Here is a 20,474-nt window from a genome sequence, read left to right as displayed (position 1 = left end):
AGAGGACCGGAGGTCCTCTAGTACTTATTCATAAGTGAACAGGTCACCGCCGTGCATATCGATCATTTCGAATGCTTTACCACCACCGCGTGCAACACAGGTGAGTGGATCATCGGCAATAACAACTGGAATGCCGGTTTCTTCCATTAACAGGCGATCTAAATCTTTTAACAAAGCGCCACCACCGGTAAGCACCATACCGCGCTCAGAAATATCGGAGGCCAGTTCTGGCGGAGATTGTTCCAATGCCACCATTACCGCTGACACAATCCCGGTAAGTGGCTCCTGAAGTGCTTCCAGAATTTCATTGCTGTTCAGCGTAAAGCCTCTTGGTACACCTTCGGCAAGGTTGCGACCGCGTACTTCAATTTCGCGTACTTCCTCACCTGGATAGGCAGCACCGATTTCGTGTTTGATTCGCTCGGCTGTGGCTTCACCAATCAAAGACCCGAAGTTACGACGGATATAGCTGATGATAGCTTCGTCGAACTTATCACCACCGATACGTACCGAAGAAGAATATACCACACCATTTAAGGAGATAATGGCAACCTCAGTGGTTCCGCCACCAATATCAACGACCATAGAGCCGGTGGCTTCAGATACCGGCAAGCCAGCACCAATTGCTGCCGCCATGGGTTCGTCAATCAGATAAACTTCGCGGGCACCGGCACCCAGTGCTGACTCGCGAATAGCCCGGCGCTCGACCTGAGTTGAGCCACAAGGTACGCAAACTAAAACCCGCGGACTGGGGCGCAGAAAATTATTGTCATGTACTTGCTTGATGAAATGCTGCAGCATTTTTTCGGTGACGTAAAAATCTGCAATTACCCCGTCTTTCATAGGACGTATTGCTTTGATGTTACCGGGCGTTCGGCCTAACATTCGCTTCGCAGCAGCACCCACAGATGCCACGCTTTTAGGTCCGCCAGCACGTTCTTGTCGAATTGCTACTACAGAGGGTTCATTGAGCACAATGCCGCGATCTTTTACGTAGATCAGCGTATTGGCAGTACCGAGGTCGATGGAAAGATCGTTGGAGAACATTCCGCGGAGTTTCTTAAACATGGAAGGTCCGGTTCCTTTTTAGCAAGTATTGTTAGGGCATGTTATTGCGCTAACTTTACCAATGCGCTGCCCATTCAGCAACAAATAAGACGAAGATGCCCGCGTTATTAGAGTATTTATTTTAATACGCACAAAAAAAGCGCGAATTTTCCGCAAAATTCACGCTTTCTTGTCGGTAAATTGCATCTGGCGAAGCCGAACTTAAAGCACTTCTCGCCAGTGGATAACCCGGTCATTGCCACGGATCAGGCCAAACACAAATTCTGCCGCTGGATGTGTACATGCCAGTGTTTCCAGGTTGGAATTATATTGCTCTGCATCACACCATTGATACTGCATAAAGTCGAACTCTGCTTCGATCTCATAACCCAGGAATACGGCACCGTTGGGGTTTTCATCATCGGCAAAATTGACATTGAGCTCCATCGCAAGTGCACCATCAGCAACACCGGCATTCAACGTGCCACTTCCAGTTATGGAAGGTGTACCAGCGATGCCATTACTGACATTCAGTATTTTGATTTGTGCTGCATCAAAGCTGCTGCAACTATCCAGTAAGTTGGTTTTCCATGCGCCTGCATTGCTGCCCTGAACTGTGCCAAAGAACTGGGCCTCAAAGACCACATCCAGAGACTGCTCCGTTGATACCGAATTGACGATACGGAAACGGCCTTCGCGAATTTCAATACCTTGCATCACGCCTTCGATATTCAGTTGCGACCAACCCGCATCAGCATAAGCGACTTTAACCCCTACGCCGTCTTCATCCTTAAGTGCATCAGCTGACAATGAAAACGCGATATTGGTACTACCTTCACCCGAACCGGTAGAGACTGGTAACGTCGGTGAACTTCGCTTGTTAAATACGATGTTATCGCTTCTCATCAGGAAGCTGAATTTGCCATCCGATAAATCACCGGCATCAAACTCTACCGCTCCCAGAGAACTACTGACACTGGTGTCGTCGGTTTCGTATTGACGGGACGCAAACTGATTGCCGTCATCGTACCTGAAATCGCTGTTCAGGTTTGCGTCGTAATAGGTGGTGACACCATTTTTGGCGTTTTTGGCGGTAAATTCCAGAATATGCGGTGTGCTGTCATTTATCTCATCATAGGAAGGAATAACATCACCCCGATAGGTGAAACTACCGCAGTAAGGCGCGTAATCAAACGTGGTATCCAGAGCAAAATAGCCCGGAATAAAGCGGGTATGGACATAATCGGCTAAATTAGTATTTCCGGCAGCCGCCAGTACACTGTTGATTACACCAACGTTGAGATAATCATTGTCTCGCACGTCAAGTGCAAACTGCCCCACTTCATCCATGCTGGCCACCATGGACACGGACACCCCCTGGGAGAAGTTCGGCTGTGCCGCGGAAAACCCATTGTTGGAGAATTGATTAAGCAACGAATCGTCAAGTATGTTGATCACATCCTGCGAGTCATTGGGATTGCGGATCATCAGATTGGCACGCGCCTCCAGCACCTCTTCTGGCGTATAGCGCTGCATTGAAAACATCAGATCGCCGGGCACATAACTGGGAACAACGCCACCTTCAGCACCATAAGCCGTTACCGTAAGATTAAAGTCCTCACCGGCCACGTGAGTTTCCCCCACATCTGCGTTTAGCTGTAACCATGCGGGTTTTACTGTAAATTGCTTAGAAGCCGTTGCCCCTGCTGCTCTGACATGCAGTTTTATTTCACCTACATCGTGATATTTTAAATCCGACAACTGCATTTCTACACCATTGAAGAAATTCGACACTGTAGTGTAGTTAAGGGTTGACCCGCTGTTGCTGGGACTTAACGACAACGTTGTGTTACCACTGGTGATTTCAAATGGCAACCCGGAACAGGTAGAAGGGTTGATACATTCAACAGCGACCTGTAACGGTACCGGATTCTCCAGCGCCGGGCAGGTATCCGGTGATTTGACAATAACCGCATTGTTGCCTGACGAAAATGCCTGTTGTGCCACCTGTGTGGGGATGGTTTCAGAATCTCCGGTCGCATCACGGAAGATCATATCCAGGATATAATCAAAACTAATCTCACAGTTGGCCTGCGTACAAGTGTAACCATTGCTGGGCATGGGGGAAGCCATATGGATATGGAATACACCGGTTTCAACATTATCTCGACGCCAGTTACTGACAGTTCCTTCGCCATTGGTGAGCACTAACTCATCTTCAACAACGCGTGTTACCCCATCACTGGTATACTGCAGGAATACCGACTGATTACCCGGTACTAGACTGCTACAGGCCTCATCCTGACAGGCTCTGACAGTGATATCTGAAACAGAACAAATCGATGCCGGGCTGTCGTAATCAATTTCATAATGGTGCACTGTGATTGCACAGGGCGACAGGTCGTTCATATCTTGCTGTATGTTGGCAGCACTTTGCGCAAACCGGTAGATCCGCACATCATCAAACTGACCATCGGCTGAATTCCCCGTTGCATCAGGGAAGTAAGACGGATGACGATTATCCCCGATAAACAAAGAGTTCATATTGCCCAGCACACTACTCATATTGGAGGGCACACTGCCTGAGTAAGATTGCGCATTGCCATTGACATAAATATTCATTTGTCGGTTTTCTAAATCCCAGCTAAACGCCAGATGTACCCAGGTGCCGGCAGGGAAATTCAACGGATACGACGTGGTAATACGGGCATCACGGTCAGACTCATCTTCCATACCGAACAACAATTTGCCATCGTTTGTAATGGTACCGTAGAAGTATATCGAGGCATTAGAAGCATCGAACAGTTGTCTGGCTCGGCCATTCACCCAGGACTCATTAGCCTGATACCAAAAGGAAATTGTGCCCCGTGCGCCAATGTCGGTCTTCGGATTAATGGTAGTATCCACCGCATTTTGCGCAGAACCACTGTTATTGCGAGGAATAGAAACCACCTGACATGAGCCTAACTGACTTCCGCCATTACCATGCAGGAAGCTCAGATTAGTACCGTTGTTAATGTAGGCAGTCCCGTTGAAGGCGTTATTTTCATCATTTAGTGCAACATTGCTGGCCCCTTCAAACTTATAATGGGCCAGGCTGTTATCACAGGCTGTACAGGCATAATCGTCCTGGTAGAGGGCAACAACAAATTCATCGTCAGGTTGTGCCGTACCATAAATGCGCAGATCATCGATACTTCCTTTATACCAATTATCTAATTTAGACGGCTCGGATACGCCATTACCGGTGGTGGACGCATTGGCGCCAAGTACGATAGGTTCGGGGTTTGTATCAATACCTTGCGAAGGACTACTGTCACTGTCTTTTAACACTCCGTCAATGTACAAACGCTTGCCACTGGCTCCCCATGAATAAACGATATGGTGCCATTGGCCTTCCTGGATAACATTGGACGGCGAAACAATTTCGTTGTCACCCGTTGTTTGATGTCTGACCCTAATCGCACCGTTCGCTTTCACAAACATAGTAAGGTGTTTACCACCGTAATCAGTGCCCTGAGAATCTTTGGAAAAGATCGCCTGACCGTCATGGGTGCTGTCATCGATATTGGCATAGTCCAGCTCTGGTACATTGATCCACAGAGAAATTGCTCCCTGTGCAATCTCAAAAGCTTCACGATGCGGAATATTAATGTGCTCATCGATACCGGCGAAGCCCACAGCATTACAGAACTTACCTGAGGTGGTGGTTACCCCGTCCAGATAGTAGCCATTGTAGCCATTAACGATATCCACATAGCTTCCACCATCTCCGTTAATAGCGCAAACATCTGCGCCATAATGCGCCACCAGCACAGGATCTGGTACTTCACATTCTTCACAGGTATCCGGGTTTTCCGCTTCATATAATTCAGCCACACCTGCGCTGCTTAACTGACCATCATATAAACGCAGGTCGTCCATTTCACCTTTGAACTTGTCTTTCAGATATTGGCTGGAAGAGCCATAATTTTCAGTCACCCAGGCGTTAGCCCCCAAAACAATAGGTTCAGGGTTACCACTCAACCCTCGGGTGCTACTGTCAGAATCGACCTCATTACCGTTGAGGTATAGCTTCATGCCTTTATTACCCCAAGTATACACCAGGTGATACCATTGGTTGGCGGTCACCGCACCCGAAGATGCGTATACATTGCGATCCTGATTACTGTCATTGTAAATCTGATGCCTGGCCCGGATAGAACCGTTGCTGTTTAACCAGATTGTTAAATGGTCGCCACCGGCGTCCCAGCCACTGGAATCTTTGGAAAACAGGCCCTGCCCACCATGCCCATAATCGGAGCTATGTCCAAGGTCTTCGGCCTTAAACCAGAAGGACAAAGAGCCGCTGGCAAGGGAGAAATCATCTGCATGAGGGATCAGTACATTGGCATCCTCACCATCAAAACTCAGTCCCTGGCAATATTTTCCGTCAAACTCGATACTTGCGCCGTCTACAGCGCGACCGTGATTCTCGCCTACCGCATCAATAACTTCATCTTCGGAACCATTCAGACTACAAACGTTATTCTTCCAGTGACCAACCAATACCGGTTCTGGTTCAACACACTCTTCACAGGTATCTGCATTTTCTTCGGCATACAATACAGCAACAGCAGCATTATCCAGCTGGCCTTCGTACAGCCTGAGGTCGTCCATTTCACCAAGGAACTTGTCTTTTAAATACTGGCTACTTGAGCCATTATTTTCTGTCACCCAGGCGTTGGCGCCCAGGGTAATAGGTTCAGGATTGCCGCCAATACCACGGCTATCAGAATTGCTATCCACCAATGTCCCGTTAAGGTACATCTTCATGCCATAGCTACCCCAGCTATACACCAGGTGATACCACTGATTCTCATTAATGGCACCGGTATTGGTGTACAGGTTTTTATCATCGTTGGAGTTCGTTGTCTGGTGTCTGGCCCGTATCTGGCCATTGCTTTGCAACCATATTGTTAAATGGTGGCCGCCACTGTCCCAGCCACTGGAATCTTTCGAAAACAGTCCTTGTCCACCTTGTCCTGAATCACTGCTGTGATCCAAGTCTTCAGCCTTAAACCAGAAAGATACCGTTCCTGAATCTAAATCAAATTCGGCGGCATTAGGAATATTAACGTGAGCGTCATCACCATTAAACTTCAGGCTTTGGCAGAACCGCCCTTCATTCTCAATGCTGGTTCCGTCCAGTGCCTGGCCGTGATTCCCACTGATTGAATCTATCACTTCGTCGGCGGCACCGGTCAGCGAACAAAGATTATTTTTCCAGTGTCCTATCAGTACAGGTTCAGGCTCAGGATCAGGGTCCTGGCACTCACTGCAGGAATAGGCTGACAATGCCAGCAATTCATCCACCTGATTTTGGGCTAGTTGCTCGTCGAAAATGCGCACGTCATCCATGCTGCCTGAGAAGAAATCGTATAAATCATCCGGATCTGAGCCGTCATTTCCTGAGCGGTGAGCACTGGCTCCCAGTATGATAGGCTCGGGGTTACTTTCAATACCATAGGTTTCTTCACGGGTATCTTCCAGCACACCATTAATATACAGCTGCATTCCCTCGTCGCCCCAGGTGTACAGCACATGATACCAGGTGTTGTCGCTTATTCTGGTTGATGAGAACAGGTTATAGCTATAGTCCTCAGACTGATAGCGCACCCGTATACGGGTATCATTGGGTTCGTAAATCCAGAATGTCAGGCTTCCACCATCATCCCGTCCACTGGAGTCTTTGGAGAAAATGGCCTGGCCACGACTGGAAGAATCTCCTGGCAAGCTGGCGTCGGTGGTATTGAACCAAAACGAAATAGCGCCTTGCTCCAGAGCGAAATCGTTGTCATGAGGAATATTGACATGGCCTGTGTCCCCGTCAAACGTTACCCCCTGACAGTAAACGGCGCTTTGATTTGCACTGGCACTACCAATCGTCGTGCCATCATTGCCTCCGATAATATCGGGGACAGCCATGCTATTGCCATTTACCGGGCACACATCTAAAGGCCAATGACTAATGGGGTCGGGTAAAGGCTCTACCGGGTCAGGATCATCACCACCATTACATCCGGTAATATTGCCCACCTGATCTTCATCATAATAGACAACGGAACCTTCTTTCATATGGATGTCATCAGCGGTTAACCCACCTCTGACCGCAGACTGACGCTCCATTTGAATTTTTTTTCTGGAGTAAAGAAAGCCTTTATATTGGGCATTTTCTTTGATGTGCACGTCTTTATTGGCATAGATAAAAAACTTACTGGCTGATGACCACAAATTAACAGCCACATTGCGCTCAAAGTTTATATTGTTATCCGCATAAATAATGGTGGAATCGCCGCCAGCGTGCCAGATTTGCGCCCCTTCTTTTACTGTCAGGTCATCGATGTAATAAATGCCGCTGGAAAAACCTGCGTAGCTATTGCGTTCCAATTCCAGCTTTTTGATGCGGTAAACACCGTTTGCGGAAGTGAAATTGATTTGACCATTTTCTTTAACGATGACGTTTTTATAGTCGCCTTCTGGCAGTGACCCGGAACGGTCTCTTTCAATGGTGACATTATCCCCATCGGATTCCTGAAAATCCCCCATATCCAGACTTGAAGCGAGATTTCCCGAAGAGCGACAGGCTTTGTTGCCACAGCTGTAGCCATTGGTTTTGTCGTCGATGTCATTAAAGTCGATGAAACCATCAGCATAATACAAAGAATCATTTTTAATGAGGTAGATTACCGCATCCCGCTCAAACACCATCTTGCCATTGTTATCATAACTGGCCACCGCGTCGGTGAATACCTGAGACAGGTTTGCGTTACAAACGCCTAACTCGCCATTATTTCGATCATCGTCATCATCATCGTCGTCATCATCATCGTCGTCATCATCATCGTCGTCGTCGTCGTCGTCGTCGTCGTGATGGCGACTCGCCTGATCATCAGATAACAGAAAATTAACGATAAAAGGATTATTTGAAAACCCTACTACAGAAGCATAGGCGACCCGATGCGAAACAAAAATCAACACACTAAGAATCAATAACTGGATGAATCTCATGACTGCACATCCCGACCATCAATTGCCAATGTACGGCTGACCACGATCCCTTCACCTTCCAACTCGCAGGTTCCCTGGCTTTCGAAGCGGTAGTAGTTGGTACTATCCACCTCGGTGACCGTGCACAAAGCCACGACACTGCAATTTTCCATACCGGGAATATCGTTAAAATTTTCCTGTACCCATAAACTCGCATCAGAACCATCTGCATCGCAACGACTGGCATCACTGGTTTGTCCGGCAAATACATCCAACACTTTTTGATCCAGGCCGCTGCGCGCAGCATTCAGTGCCCGCAAGCCGTAGACCTCGTAAACAATGGTGGCAGAGCTGGTTCCCAGCAAACGCGACATAGACAAGCCCAGAAACGCCAGTACCAAAATGGCAAAAATGCTCATGATCAGCATATTGCCTGATTGTTGACCCAGCCCCTTGAGGCTATGGTGAGTTTTGCATATGTATTTCATTGTTAAATACTACCACTTCATCATTGCGCTCAAACATCAGGAGTGTGTGAACAATCGCGTTGCGTTGTAATCGAGAATCTTCAACCCGAAACGGTGCTTCGTCAAATGGTCGGTTATTATTCAACTGACCATTAGTAATTTTACTTATATCATTCGTCAGATTTTGTGCCATTAAGACTTTAGTGGCACCGTAAGTAATTTGCAGCTCGTCCACGTCAGCCACCTGGGTGGGTAAAATGCCGTAATCTGAAAGCAGGTACAGGTTATAACTGCCACTTTCCAGCACCAGGCAATAACTGATTGGGTCGCTGACAATATAAAAACGTTCAACTGTGGATTCTTCATCAAAGCTGATGGCATTTTGAAACTCTACTTCTTTTAGGCCATCGCGAGACGCATCCCTAACATCCTGAACCCGCACAATGCGCCCGTCATCATCTATCAGTTCGGCCTCATCGACATATACCTGTGAAGGGTCAGTTGGGTAAACCACAACATAGTGCGCCAACTCATTTGTGTCATCATAGCCAGAAGCAACGGCATCCAGGGCGCTCACCATATCGGGTCCTTCAATGGTGGTAATGGGGGAATCTGCACCGGTGGCGATAGATAAATAGAAGGTACTCCACTCAATCGGGAAAAACTCCAGACAGTGGGCATTGACGTCCTGTCCGGGCGGCTTATTCGCAGCCACCCGAATACTATTAGGCAGAGCATAACGAATGGCACGATTTAACCGCTCAACGGTATAGCGACTTTTGGCCAGAATATCGTCCCGTTCTGCAGTATCCACATACATCTGGGTACTGTTACCCATAAAATTGGTAACCCCCAGCGATACAATGCCAAGGATAACAATAACCGCTATCAGCTCTACCAGGGTAAAGCCGGCGTGTTGCTGACGAAATATGCCTGTTATTTGGGTGGTGTTACTTCGCTTCATCAAACAACACCTCAATAATTATGCTTGTAGGATGAAAACGTCATGTCTTCACCGTCTGGCATGGTCACAGTGATCTGAATAAACTTGATATTTCCGGTGGCTTCCTGTTGCGGGGTTTCTAAATGATTGGGAACACCATTCATGTCACTGTCATAACTGACAGAGACGGCAACCGCAAATCCTTCGTATAACTCTTTGCCATCTATCTCAAGGTCTAAGCCGAGAGAATTTTGCAACACTTCATCTTCGTAATAACCGTTAAAGTCATCAATATCATCAAAGTTTTCCCGTCCATTTTCACCATTTTCTGGGCCCAAAATAAGTGAACATGCTCTTTCATCATCTTGTTTGCGTATTTGTCCGTCGCCATTAACATCCTCATCACAACGAACACGACCACCGTTGCGATCAGAATTATCATCGTAAAACTTGCCGAGAATTTCATTGAACATGGATTGCGCCAGTTCAGTGGCACGTACCTGATAGATGGGAGTAACGCTTTTAGAGATTTGCGGAGAAACAATGCCAGTAACAACGGTCAATGCAATAGCAAACACGGTTATACCGATAACCATTTCGATCAAAGAAAATCCTGATTGTAAGCTTTTATTAGCACTAACAGGCATAAATATACCCTTCTGACTCTACACAAACATATGCAGAAGATTTACCAATAAACTCAATTCGACAACCATTGTATCCATTGACCGAATTTCCAACACATGTTAATTCATTTTGATTGGCTCTTCCTAAGGTGTCAAATTCGATAGCCGAGATTTCGTTTCCATCATTGCCACGCAATACCAAATCAATACCGTCCTTTTGCAGGGCACTGGCAGGCACGTAAAAGTACTCAGCAATGTCGCTGGTATCTATAGTATCGGCACAGGTGGCTTCAATTTGAGCGGTTATTGCAGTTACTGAGTAATCATTGGACGGAATACCAAACTGATCATTGGCATTATCAAAATAGACTTTATAGCAATAACCGTCGTTGCGCGTATCCTGCATAGCGCGGGTTTGCATATTGCGCAGTATAGAGATAGCACGGTTTTGATAAACCGTAGCGGCTATATCGGATGTGTTAAGTAACCGTGGAGCTACGTAAACAGAAAGAATCGCCAAAATTAAGACGACTAAAATAAGCTCAACCAGGGTAAAGCCCTGTGTGGTTTTTGAACATTGATGATTATCGCTTTTCATACAGTAAAAGCCGACACACAGTGTCGGCTTAAATGAGATGCTCTACTTTTTAGGCAGCGCCAACATCATCACAGGTTAGAGTTTGAGTAATTACAGGTGTAGTAACAGAGTCACTTGGTGTCGTAGTGGCATTATCTGCGTCAGTATACTGAACAAAACAATTACCCGGTGTAGTTGCATTTGGACCGTTATAATTGCTGGGATAAATTGTAGTTCTGCCTTCATCATCAGAACCCGCATCAGCTTCGTATTCACAAATATACTGACCATCGCTAGAAGTTGTTACCCCTGCTGCTAACACGCTATCTGTCAGACCAATAATTCTGCAAATCTCGTCAGCTACCAGATAAGTATCAACCACATCATATGTTGCACCTTCAAGTGATATCGTTGCACCTGAGTTTACAAGATTCGCAGAATGCGCGATCTGACTTGCGGATCGCAGAGCACCGTTGATACCGCTAATCGCAGATTGTTGTGCATCATCCTGAATATCCAAAAACTTAGGTGCTGCGGTTACCGCCAGGATACCTAAGATAATAATGACAATAATCAGCTCAATTAAGGTAAAACCTTTTTGCTGTTTAAAGTTTGCTGTTTTCATATTTACTACTCTCATCGTTATAACCTCAAATTATTAATTCTTTTGTGTTAGCAATTTTTCATCCTTAATCATAGTGTTCGGCATTCCCCTTATTGCCGTTATGATTCAGGTCAAAATCCCGGTTATCATTTGGTTGCGCTTACCACTTATTGCTAACCCACCAATTTTTTGACTCTGCCCGAGCTTATTCAATTAAGGTGCCAACATTTCCAGATTTCAGAAAAAAGGCAGCTTAATCCTGTTAGTTATTGCTAAAAGTCGTTACCTGACCAAAACGAGGGTCGTAAACAAACCCGTTACCTACAGTGTCATCTGAGGGTTGGGCAACTTCGTTTTTAACCGTCTGCGTCAGGTAGTAATAACATAAATCATTGTTTTCTTCGGCAGCGCCATCCGCTACCGTGGTGTAATAACGCACGCCTTCAAACGCGTTTTCCTGGCCACCTTCCCATTCAGTCGTAATAGTGGGTGAACTTTGAATAATGCGCTTGAACACCTGCATACAATCTTCTTCATCAATATCCACGTCTTCAGAGTTAGTTTGTGCCAGACCAGTGGGATAACCCGTATCTTTATCCACCGCAATCTCGACACCGCCTAAGGTGACTGCCGTGACATTGGCGCTGATGTTTTCAGAAGGCCGACCTTCAATTTCCCACTGCGCCCGGATAAGACCAACACCAGTTGCAAAACCGCCACCTACACCTTCAACGGTTGCGTCTTCGGCGTCATCGGTGACATCCAAAAAGCGCGGCAACGCCGTTGCCGCCAGCAATCCGAGTACCACGACCACGATTACCAGTTCAATCAATGAGAAACCACTTTGCTTTGTCATATTGCTTTTCTCGACGCTTTTGTTACTCACAAATCGAAACATCTTTTTACTAACTCCGTATGTTGTATATGGTGACGCTAATTGGGTAGGAATAACATCCTACTTTAGTCTTAAACAACCCGTTTCATGCAAACCAATCCACATTAGTTGCACTGACAGCTATCCTTATATCGGCATTATTTGGGGATCTCTTAAGACTCGACGTGAAAAAAGGAGAGAATCTTAAGGACACCGAGCTAAAATTTAACCAGCATCCTTACTACAGTCAGATTTTTGTGTCTGGCGAACCGCCTTTTACCTCTAACTATTAATTTTTAAAGGTATTTATGAATAGTGTAGCTGCTTTATTCAAATTTTTGAACCCTGCCGGTGTAGATATAATAATCGAACCAGGCCCCGGCTGTAATACTGAAACGACACTTTGAGTCCAGTATTTTCCCCCCCGTATTAATACCATCAAAAAACTCAGCTCTGACCCTGAAAGTATCTAATTGCAATGGCATATCTAAAATCATATCCCAGACTTTTTTGCAGCCATCCATATTGGGTTCCACGCGAGGCCAACCCAGATCACTCATGTTCACTGGCAATCGGTTGGTTTCCTTTTGGGTTTCAATGTTGTAATCCACCAACATAATGCGCTCTGGTTGTCCTTTAGCACGCCATTGCCAATGCGCTGCAATCACCAAATTATTAAATTTGTCGGCAGCGTTCATCAACGCCGTTTTTTGAACATTTGGCTCGTTCTTATCGAAATACCATACAAACGTGGCTATGAGCACGAAAAAAAAGACGACAATTATAAAATTAATTAGTACGGTTCTGTGACTGCTATCAGACCTACTCATCAGCGTATCCTGTCTGGTTGAATTTGAAGGTTATTACAGCTAACACGTTTGCACATCTGCGATTATTCCTTACTTATGCGCATTCATCATATCCCACATGGGGGTAAATATGCCTAATGCTAATACAAGTACCATGGCAGATACTATAGAAATTAAGATAGGCTCAATTTTAGCGGTCAGTGTTTTCAGGTCATAATCCACTTCCCGTTCATAATATTCGGCCACTTCTTCTAAAAGCTCGTCAATCCGTCCCGTTTCCTCGCCGACATTAATCATCTGCATCACCAGCGGAGTAAACAGGCCGCTACTGGCAGCAACCCGGGCCATGCTCTCGCCGCGTTCAATATTTTGACGCATCCCTACGATGCGTTCAGACACAAAGGCATTGTCTACCGCATCGGCTGTCAGATTTAAGGCATGAGTTAGCGGTACACCGGCTTTTAACATCATCGAAAAGCTACGACAAAATCGGGCCAGCAGAGATCTCTCCAGAATATCTCCGACAGCAGGCATACGCAGTTTGTATCTGTCCCAACGATAACGGCCGTCTTTGGTATTCATGTAGCGCTTTAGTGTAAACAAGCCGCCCACAATACCGGCGATCAGTAACTCCCACTTGGTCATGAAAAAGTCAGACATTCCCAACAAAAATTGAGTCATTGGTGGCAGGTCGGCCCCCAGCTTTTCAAACATACCTTTGAAGGTGGGGATAACGAAAATGTTCATAATGACCAACGCTGCTACTATGGCTATCAGTACAAACATTGGATAACGGGTCGCTGATTTGATTTGTTTACGGGTTTCCTGTTCTCGTTCCAGATATTCAGCTAACTGCAAAAACGCCATATCCAGTTGCCCGGTGTTTTCACCAACGTGCACGATACTGACAAACAGTTGATCAAATATTTTAGGGTGATTGTGTAAGGCAGAAGACAGATTACGCCCGCGCTCTAACTGGTCCGCCACGTCTTCCAGGGCGGTGGTCATTTTCACAGAATTTGAGGTTTCGGCCAGACCATTTACGGCCCGTAAAATGGGAATGCCGGCTTTCATTAATGAGTTCATCTGGCGCGAAAAGATAACCAGATCGGCCAGTGTTACCTCCGGCACTAACAATTCGATATTCAGACCGGTCTTTTTCTTAGCAGCGCCCTTCGATTTAGGTTGGCTTTTGGTCGGAGCGTTTTTGGCTGCGGTTATCTTCACCGGGATCAGTTTGCGCCCTAACAATGCCTGCGCAGCCGCCCCCTGATTGGCCGCGTCAATAGTGCCTTTAACCAAAGCACCCGTTGCATCTCGCGCTGAATAGCTAAAATTAGCCAAGCTGATCACCTTTATCCTAACAATTAGGGTTATTTATACACTAACTCCCCAGGCAACAACAGAGAGAAAAACGAGCGCCAGCTCTCATTTACAGCGGTATAACAGCGCCTAAGAGGGTTTATCGCCCTTGCCCCAATCCGGTTGTCTGGGTTGATTCAAATCCTGTTTAGGTTTTGCTGCGGGCTTCTGAGGCGCCTCAGATGAAGCTGTGGTTGTGGACTTATCAGTGCCGGGGTTATCTGCACCGGGTTTGGTCTTGGCAGATTGCGACACGTCAGCCACCATCTCCACCAACTTAAGCACTTCTTCTATCGAAGTCAGTCCCACCTTGGCATACTGTAACGCGCTTTTTGCCAACGGCACATAGCCAGGCGCACGCTTTGCCATTCTTCCAAACAAACCCGTGTCCGCGTCTTTCAGCGCGTTCATCATATCTTCGGTCATTTCCAGTAGTTCAAACACCCCGATTCGACCGCGATAACCGGTTTGATTACAAGTCTGGCAGCCAACGCCTTTGTGGTATTTATAGCGCCTGGCGCCTGCTTCGATGTTATCTATCCAGAACAGTTCATCCTCTTCGGGACGGCTCTCGGTACGACAGTTTTTGCAAATACGACGCACCAGTCGTTGCGCGATAATGGCCCGCAATGAACTGGCAGCCAGATAACCAGGTGCCCCCATATCCAGTAAGCGAATGGCACTACTTATTGAATCGTTGGTATGCAAGGTAGATAACACAAGGTGACCGGTTAATGCGCCTCGCAAACCGATTTCTACGGTTTCATGGTCCCGCATCTCACCCACCATGATGATATCGGGATCCTGACGCAATGTGGTTCTCAATACGTTTTTAAAATCCAGACCAATTTTGCTGTTTACCTGCACCTGATTAATCCGGGGTAAACGGTATTCCACCGGATCTTCAACCGTAATAATCTTTTTGGCCGGCAAATTCAGTTCCGACAAGGCCCCGTACAAGGTAGTGGTTTTCCCGGAACCGGTTGGTCCGGTCACCAGAATCATTCCGTGAGGGCGATGTAAAAGTTGTCGAAAGCGCTTTAACAACCTTTCCGGCATCCCGGTTTGTTCTAAAGTTAACAAGCCGGCCGATTGATCCAACAAACGCATAACCACGGATTCGCCATTTTGTACCGGCATGGTGGAAACCCGGACATCAATAGAACGGCCTTTAATGCGAATGTTGGTGCGGCCGTCCTGCGGCAAACGCTTCTCTGAAATATCCAGTCCGGACATCAGTTTTAAACGCAAAACCAGCGCAGACGCGATGTTTTTTTCATTAATGACGCTTTCCAGCAGAACGCCATCGACCCGTTGCCGGATGCGTAACTTGCCTTCATCCGGCTCGATATGAATATCTGACGCTGACATTTGTACGGCATCTTCAAAGATAGACTGCAGCAATTTGGCCACAGTGGTGTCTTCTTCTTCATCACCAGCGGTATCAGTTAAATCAAAATCGTCGTCATCTTCGTATTCTGATGCCAGCGCCTGAGCAAAAGAGGCGATTTCTTCAGTGCGTCGATAGTAAGTATCAAAGGCATGGTACAACTGGGACTCTGGCACAATAGCCAGTTCCAGCGGTTTGGGCAGTATGTTTGACAGGGTATCCACAATAGACAAGTCAGCCGGATCACTCATGGCGATCAGAATGCTGTCGTCCCGCTCTTCCAATGGCAGTGCTTTTAAGCGACGTGCCTGCACTTCCGGCACCAGTTTCACGACCTTGGGATCAATCTTTTTGCGGGAAATATCCAGAAGCGGAATATTCAGTTGCTGCGCCAGAAAAGTCAGTAAGCCCTGTTCAGTGACAAAGCCCAAATCCTGTAGCGCCTGGCCGAGTTTGCGCCCCGTTTCCCGCTGCGCAGTAAGCGCCTGCTGAAGTTGTTCATCAGTGATAACCGACTCGTGAACCAACAGATCCCCGAGTCGCATCTTTAACTTTGGCTTCAATCTAGCCCCCCAGCTCGAGAATTCTCTGTTTTATAAAATCATTGGCTGAGGCTGACAGCTGCCGCAAATCAGCGGCGTTTTCGTAGGCTTTTAGCGCACCATCTCGTTGCGACATACGATCCAGCGATACCGCTAAACCTAACCACCATTGCGCTCTATTGGGTTCAAAGATCACCAGTCTTCCGTACAGATGTGAAGACTCGGCGTTGAGTTCCAACTCCTGCGCCACGGTGGCCTTTAAACCATAAAAATCAATATTGCGCTGCACATCAGGATCAACACCTTCAAGCACTGTGTATGCTGCGCGTAACTTTTTCTCGCGATAAAACAACCGGGCCAACATCAGGCGAAAATCCACCCGTTGCGGCGCGATATCAATGCCATCAGACAACACCACACTGGCGGTACCATTATTCCCGTTGGAATAGAGTAAGACGGCCAACTTTTTGCGAATATCATGCTGTTTAAAGTCGACATTGAGAATTTGACGATACAGGGTTATGGCTCTTTCTACATTGTTTTCGGCCACTGCCTGAGAAGCCAGGCTGGATAATTCAGTGATTTGCGCTGTAGCGCCTTCCACACCACTTACCTGAACAAAGCTCCCTCTGCCAGGTGCCACGGGTACCAATGTCTGCCCTACGGTTACCACCGGCTCTGCCGCGTTTTGGCTACCGGCCTCTTTGGCCTGGGGTTGGCTATCTGCGCTTTGTGTAGCAGCAAAGTCGGTTTCGGCGAAATCGTCTTCGGCATCACCAGCTGTTTGTCGATTTTGCTCATCGTCTGCGCTGGCCGTGGCCGTTGTTGCTTGCATAGCACTTTCAGAAGGCTGACTTTTCGCAAGCAACTCCTGTTCATTTTGCGGGTTTGTAACTTGCGGGGGGTTCACCGGCTCGTCGATAACCGGAACGCCGCCCCGGGTCGGCATCATCTGATCCAGCGCGCTGTTGACCGACACCTTTTTACTTTGTTGCTGTTTTGGCTCTTCGCCTGAAATAAATTGCATGGTCTGGGTGTACAGATCGACAAAATACTCGGGACCCATAGCCCGATAACTGAAATATCCGGCAGCAGAGACCCCAATAAAAGCAATAAAGAAAATCATATAGCGAATGCGCTTTGATTCTGGCGGCTCCTGATAATCGCTGCCGTCCCCATGCTCATGGGCACCACGATCATCGAGATCCTTTAGCATCTTATTCACGACACTCACAGTAATTCAGCTCCAGTCAAAAAATTGGTCAGTTCGCTTCGGAACATAAACAAAAGCAATAATAACGCCAAAATTAATACAAAAATCGATACCCGGCTATTCGACCTTGGTTGTATACAGGCATCTGTATCTTTGACGGCAAGTTTTACGTGATCTTTAGTCACGCGATGCTTTCCTTCGCCATAGGCCAACATCAAAGCTTTGTGAGCAACAACGTTGACTATTCTTGGGGTTCCTCTGCAGGTCTTGTGCAGCAAGCCACACACCTGACGACTAAAAATTTCTTCGGAGCGATTGCCCGCTACACTGAGGCGATGTTTCAGATAAAAATAAAGTTGATCCCTGTCCATGGTTTGCAACGCATAGCTAAAAGTAATGCGTTGCTTTAATTGTCTGAGCTCGCCCTTGCTGATTTTGGTATCCAGTTCTGGCTGCCCGAACAAAACCACCTGCAACAATTTACGCGATTCGGTTTCCAGATTGGTAAACAGGCGCAACACCTCAAGGCTTTCACTGGGTAATGCCTGCGCTTCATCAATGATCAACACCACAGAATTGCCGCCCTGATGGATCTCAATCAGCTTTTCCTGTATTCGCTGAGTAAACTCCTGTTGATCAGTTTGAGTGCTCAGATTGACTTTAAGTTCAGCCGCCACCGCCCGTCTTAATTCTTCCGGTGACAAATAAGGATTGGGAATATAAGCCGTGACGAAGTGATCAGGTAACTCATTGAGAATTTTGCGGCATATCAGGGTTTTGCCGGTCCCCACTTCGCCGGTAACTTTGATAAACCCTTCACCGGCTTTAAGCGCGTGTAAAATCACATCTAACGCTTCTTTATGGCAGGGTAAACCGTAAAAATAGCTGGTGTTGGGGGTTAGTGTAAAAGGTAACTCCCGCAAACCAAAATGATACAGGTACATAACTTAATCCACATACAACCAGTCAGCTATGTAATCCTGACTTTGTTTCAACTGTTGTTGCCAGGTACCTTGTTTCACCACCGTGGGTTTGATCAGGATCACCAGTTCGCGTTTCACTACAGCTTCGCGCTTATTGCGAAACAGATTACCCAGAACCGGGATATCGCCGACAAAGGGCGTTTTGGAAATATTGTCTGTGGTACTGGTAGACATCAGGCCACCAATCACCACTATTTCGCCGGAGCGCGCCTGAATAACCGTATCAGATTCACGAATGTTACTTTGCGCCAGTGGCAATACCAGTTCTTCCTGATTAATGGTAACCACCTTTTGCTGCTCTTCAGTCTCAATAACAGAAGGATGAACATGCAGCAGAACACTGCCGCGCTCGTCAATTTGTGGAGTGACATCCAGGGCGATGCCGGAAAAGAAAGGGGTTAATTCTACATCTGGTGTCGTTGACGTGGTACTGGCATTGGTGGTGCTTTGATTGGATACATCGGTTACAAAGTATTCATCACTGCCCACTTTGATGACTGCTTTTTGATTATTGAGCGCCGTTACCCTTGGGCTGGACAACACCTGCACATTTCCCTGAGTAGACAACAAAGACAGTACCCCGGAGAAATCCTGATTGATAAACGACAGGCTGGAAATTCCCCCCAGGGCTCCGGTTATTTCGTTCCCGGAGGTAGTGGCTCCGGCTGCAAAGCGAAAATCGGTAGAGCCGGAATGCGACAGAATCTGGGTCCAGTTGATACCCTGCTGGTACTCGTCACTTAATGTCAGTTCAATCACCCGGGCTTCCAGAATCACCTGACGCTGCACGCTTTCCTGAGAAGCCTGCAAAAACTTGCGCACCTGACGCAATTCATCAGGCATAGCCCTTACAGAAACCAGGCCCGCCTGAGGCGACACCACGACACTGCGCCCCTGCTCTGCGCCCACCATAGAAATCAACGCAGCCTGTAATTGCGCCCAGAAGTTAGTTTGAGTTGTGGTTGAGATTGTGGTGCCGTTGCCGCCGCCACTTAACCCGGTGAGATTATTGCTGTTATTGTTGCCTCGATTACCGCCCCCAAGGCCGCTGTTATTATTACCGCTGCTGCCACCAAATTGCGATACACCGCCGGTGCTGACGCTACTGGATGTGCTGCCATCGCGCTGCATAAGCAAATAGTTGACGGCGAATGTTTCGGTGCGGATGCCGGAGGGATAAACCCGGTATACATTACCTGTTTGCTGTACATCGTAGCCATAGATTTCCTGCACAATTTCAAACACGTCCTGCAGGCGAACCTGCTTCAGATCCAGAGTGATGCTGCCCTGTACTTCAGGATGTATGGCGATACTGTAGTGGCTGTTTTTAACTAATCCGGAAAAGAAAGTACGGGCATCCACCTGGTTTGCCTGAATGTCCAGGCGAGGTTCACCGAATAGCTCCCGCTCTTTTTGTACGGGAAGCTCGGGGCGCAGCGCTTCTGCCACCGACTGGGGTACGGTCTGTAATGGCTGAGTGGCTCCCTGTTCGTCGTCATCCTCAGAGATTGCCTGGCCCAGTGCAGACCTAGCGGGTTGTGTCATTTCTGGACGGCTGGAACTCTGACACGCGGCCAGAATTACCGACAAGAAAACCAGAATAGCGCATCTAATGATCATAATTTGATTCGGTAATAAAATCTGTTTTACTTATTGTTATTTCTTTTTCGAGGTCGTTTAATTTTAAAATGATACTGTAGGGTTTCACCTGGCTGAGTATGACATTGCGCCAGTGAGCCCCTTCATAAACCACCTCATTGTTAATTATTGCATATTTCACAGGATCCGTAACCACAATTGCGGATAACTTTGCGTTTGGGAAAGCGGCATTATTACCCTGCCCGGGAGCACTCCCCAGCGCCGCACCGTCCTGCGTTGCCGCGCCGCCCTCTTCGTCCACGGCCAAAACCGCTTTGTTTGCCGGACGCGTAGGATCTTTCAAGATCTGTCTGGCCAATACATTCCCGGATGCCATCAACAAACACAATATCATCACAAACATTCGCAT

The 20,474-nt window shown here is 47.2% G+C and carries 15 protein-coding genes; all 15 read right to left on the bottom strand.

The window, feature by feature from the left end:
* Window positions 1-24: 24 nt before the first annotated feature.
* The 15 genes from AC0J20_RS13635 to AC0J20_RS13565 all read right to left on the bottom strand — a co-directional run bounded on the left by AC0J20_RS13635 (window position 25) and on the right by AC0J20_RS13565 (window position 20,474).
* On the bottom strand, window positions 25-1,068 hold the full coding sequence (locus AC0J20_RS13635) for a rod shape-determining protein (RefSeq protein ID WP_229531281.1): 1,044 nt from the start codon (window positions 1,066-1,068) through the stop codon (window positions 25-27).
* A 201-nt stretch (window positions 1,069-1,269) separates the two neighbouring features.
* The gene (locus AC0J20_RS13630) at window positions 1,270-8,097 is read right to left on the bottom strand and encodes a LamG-like jellyroll fold domain-containing protein (protein WP_473022071.1); all 6,828 of its coding nucleotides are present in this window, start codon (window positions 8,095-8,097) and stop codon (window positions 1,270-1,272) included.
* Window positions 8,094-8,495: a hypothetical protein gene (locus tag AC0J20_RS13625; protein ID WP_473022070.1), complete on the bottom strand. Its 402-nt coding sequence runs from the start codon at window positions 8,493-8,495 to the stop codon at window positions 8,094-8,096. Before AC0J20_RS13625 ends, AC0J20_RS13630 begins: the two co-directional genes overlap by 4 nt.
* Window positions 8,496-8,535: 40 nt before the next feature.
* Window positions 8,536-9,507, bottom strand: a complete 972-nt coding sequence (locus AC0J20_RS13620) for a PilW family protein (RefSeq protein WP_229531278.1) — start codon at window positions 9,505-9,507, stop codon at window positions 8,536-8,538.
* Window positions 9,508-9,518: 11 nt separating this feature from the next.
* Complete coding sequence (locus tag AC0J20_RS13615) at window positions 9,519-10,133, bottom strand: type IV pilus modification PilV family protein (protein ID WP_473022068.1); 615 nt, start codon at window positions 10,131-10,133, stop codon at window positions 9,519-9,521.
* A complete protein-coding gene (locus AC0J20_RS13610; protein ID WP_229531277.1) occupies window positions 10,123-10,710 on the bottom strand; it encodes a type II secretion system protein in 588 nt (195 codons plus the stop codon). Before AC0J20_RS13610 ends, AC0J20_RS13615 begins: the two co-directional genes overlap by 11 nt.
* A 49-nt stretch (window positions 10,711-10,759) precedes the next feature.
* Entirely contained in the window at window positions 10,760-11,314 is a 555-nt protein-coding gene (locus tag AC0J20_RS13605; protein ID WP_473022067.1) for a prepilin-type N-terminal cleavage/methylation domain-containing protein, read from the bottom strand.
* A gap of 241 nt (window positions 11,315-11,555) precedes the next feature.
* On the bottom strand, window positions 11,556-12,149 hold the full coding sequence (locus AC0J20_RS13600) for a prepilin-type N-terminal cleavage/methylation domain-containing protein (RefSeq protein WP_324255647.1): 594 nt from the start codon (window positions 12,147-12,149) through the stop codon (window positions 11,556-11,558).
* Window positions 12,150-12,493: 344 nt separating this feature from the next.
* A complete protein-coding gene (locus tag AC0J20_RS13595; RefSeq protein WP_229531275.1) occupies window positions 12,494-12,997 on the bottom strand; it encodes a hypothetical protein in 504 nt (167 codons plus the stop codon).
* Between the two features lie 69 nt (window positions 12,998-13,066).
* Entirely contained in the window at window positions 13,067-14,320 is a 1,254-nt protein-coding gene (locus tag AC0J20_RS13590; RefSeq protein ID WP_229531274.1) for a type II secretion system F family protein, read from the bottom strand.
* Between the two features lie 108 nt (window positions 14,321-14,428).
* Window positions 14,429-16,291: a GspE/PulE family protein gene (locus AC0J20_RS13585; protein WP_473022066.1), complete on the bottom strand. Its 1,863-nt coding sequence runs from the start codon at window positions 16,289-16,291 to the stop codon at window positions 14,429-14,431.
* A 1-nt stretch (window position 16,292) separates the two neighbouring features.
* Window positions 16,293-17,495, bottom strand: a complete 1,203-nt coding sequence (locus tag AC0J20_RS13580) for a tetratricopeptide repeat protein (RefSeq protein WP_473022065.1) — start codon at window positions 17,493-17,495, stop codon at window positions 16,293-16,295.
* A gap of 5 nt (window positions 17,496-17,500) precedes the next feature.
* The gene (locus AC0J20_RS13575) at window positions 17,501-18,427 is read right to left on the bottom strand and encodes an ExeA family protein (protein ID WP_473022064.1); all 927 of its coding nucleotides are present in this window, start codon (window positions 18,425-18,427) and stop codon (window positions 17,501-17,503) included.
* A gap of 3 nt (window positions 18,428-18,430) precedes the next feature.
* Entirely contained in the window at window positions 18,431-20,086 is a 1,656-nt protein-coding gene (gene mshL / locus AC0J20_RS13570; RefSeq protein ID WP_377306647.1) for a pilus (MSHA type) biogenesis protein MshL, read from the bottom strand.
* Complete coding sequence (locus AC0J20_RS13565; RefSeq protein WP_473022063.1) at window positions 20,076-20,474, bottom strand: hypothetical protein; 399 nt, start codon at window positions 20,472-20,474, stop codon at window positions 20,076-20,078. The genes mshL and AC0J20_RS13565 overlap by 11 nt, the downstream gene beginning before the upstream one ends.

It is taken from the genome of Planctobacterium sp. R6 (assembly GCF_055755215.1).
The sequence above is the reverse complement of the archived record's forward strand: the minus strand, read 5'-3'. Positions and strand labels throughout refer to the sequence as shown.

Coding starts and splice junctions, on each gene's coding strand:
- AC0J20_RS13635 (WP_229531281.1), bottom strand. CDS start 1,068: ATGTTTAAGAAACTCCGCGGAATGTTCTCCAACGATCTTTCCATCGAC.
- AC0J20_RS13630 (WP_473022071.1), bottom strand. CDS start 8,097: ATGAGATTCATCCAGTTATTGATTCTTAGTGTGTTGATTTTTGTTTCG.
- AC0J20_RS13625 (WP_473022070.1), bottom strand. CDS start 8,495: ATGAGCATTTTTGCCATTTTGGTACTGGCGTTTCTGGGCTTGTCTATG.
- AC0J20_RS13620 (WP_229531278.1), bottom strand. CDS start 9,507: ATGAAGCGAAGTAACACCACCCAAATAACAGGCATATTTCGTCAGCAA.
- AC0J20_RS13615 (WP_473022068.1), bottom strand. CDS start 10,133: ATGCCTGTTAGTGCTAATAAAAGCTTACAATCAGGATTTTCTTTGATC.
- AC0J20_RS13610 (WP_229531277.1), bottom strand. CDS start 10,710: ATGAAAAGCGATAATCATCAATGTTCAAAAACCACACAGGGCTTTACC.
- AC0J20_RS13605 (WP_473022067.1), bottom strand. CDS start 11,314: ATGAAAACAGCAAACTTTAAACAGCAAAAAGGTTTTACCTTAATTGAG.
- AC0J20_RS13600 (WP_324255647.1), bottom strand. CDS start 12,149: ATGACAAAGCAAAGTGGTTTCTCATTGATTGAACTGGTAATCGTGGTC.
- AC0J20_RS13595 (WP_229531275.1), bottom strand. CDS start 12,997: ATGAGTAGGTCTGATAGCAGTCACAGAACCGTACTAATTAATTTTATA.
- AC0J20_RS13575 (WP_473022064.1), bottom strand. CDS start 18,427: ATGTACCTGTATCATTTTGGTTTGCGGGAGTTACCTTTTACACTAACC.
- mshL (WP_377306647.1), bottom strand. CDS start 20,086: ATGATCATTAGATGCGCTATTCTGGTTTTCTTGTCGGTAATTCTGGCC.
- AC0J20_RS13565 (WP_473022063.1), bottom strand. CDS start 20,474: ATGCGAATGTTTGTGATGATATTGTGTTTGTTGATGGCATCCGGGAAT.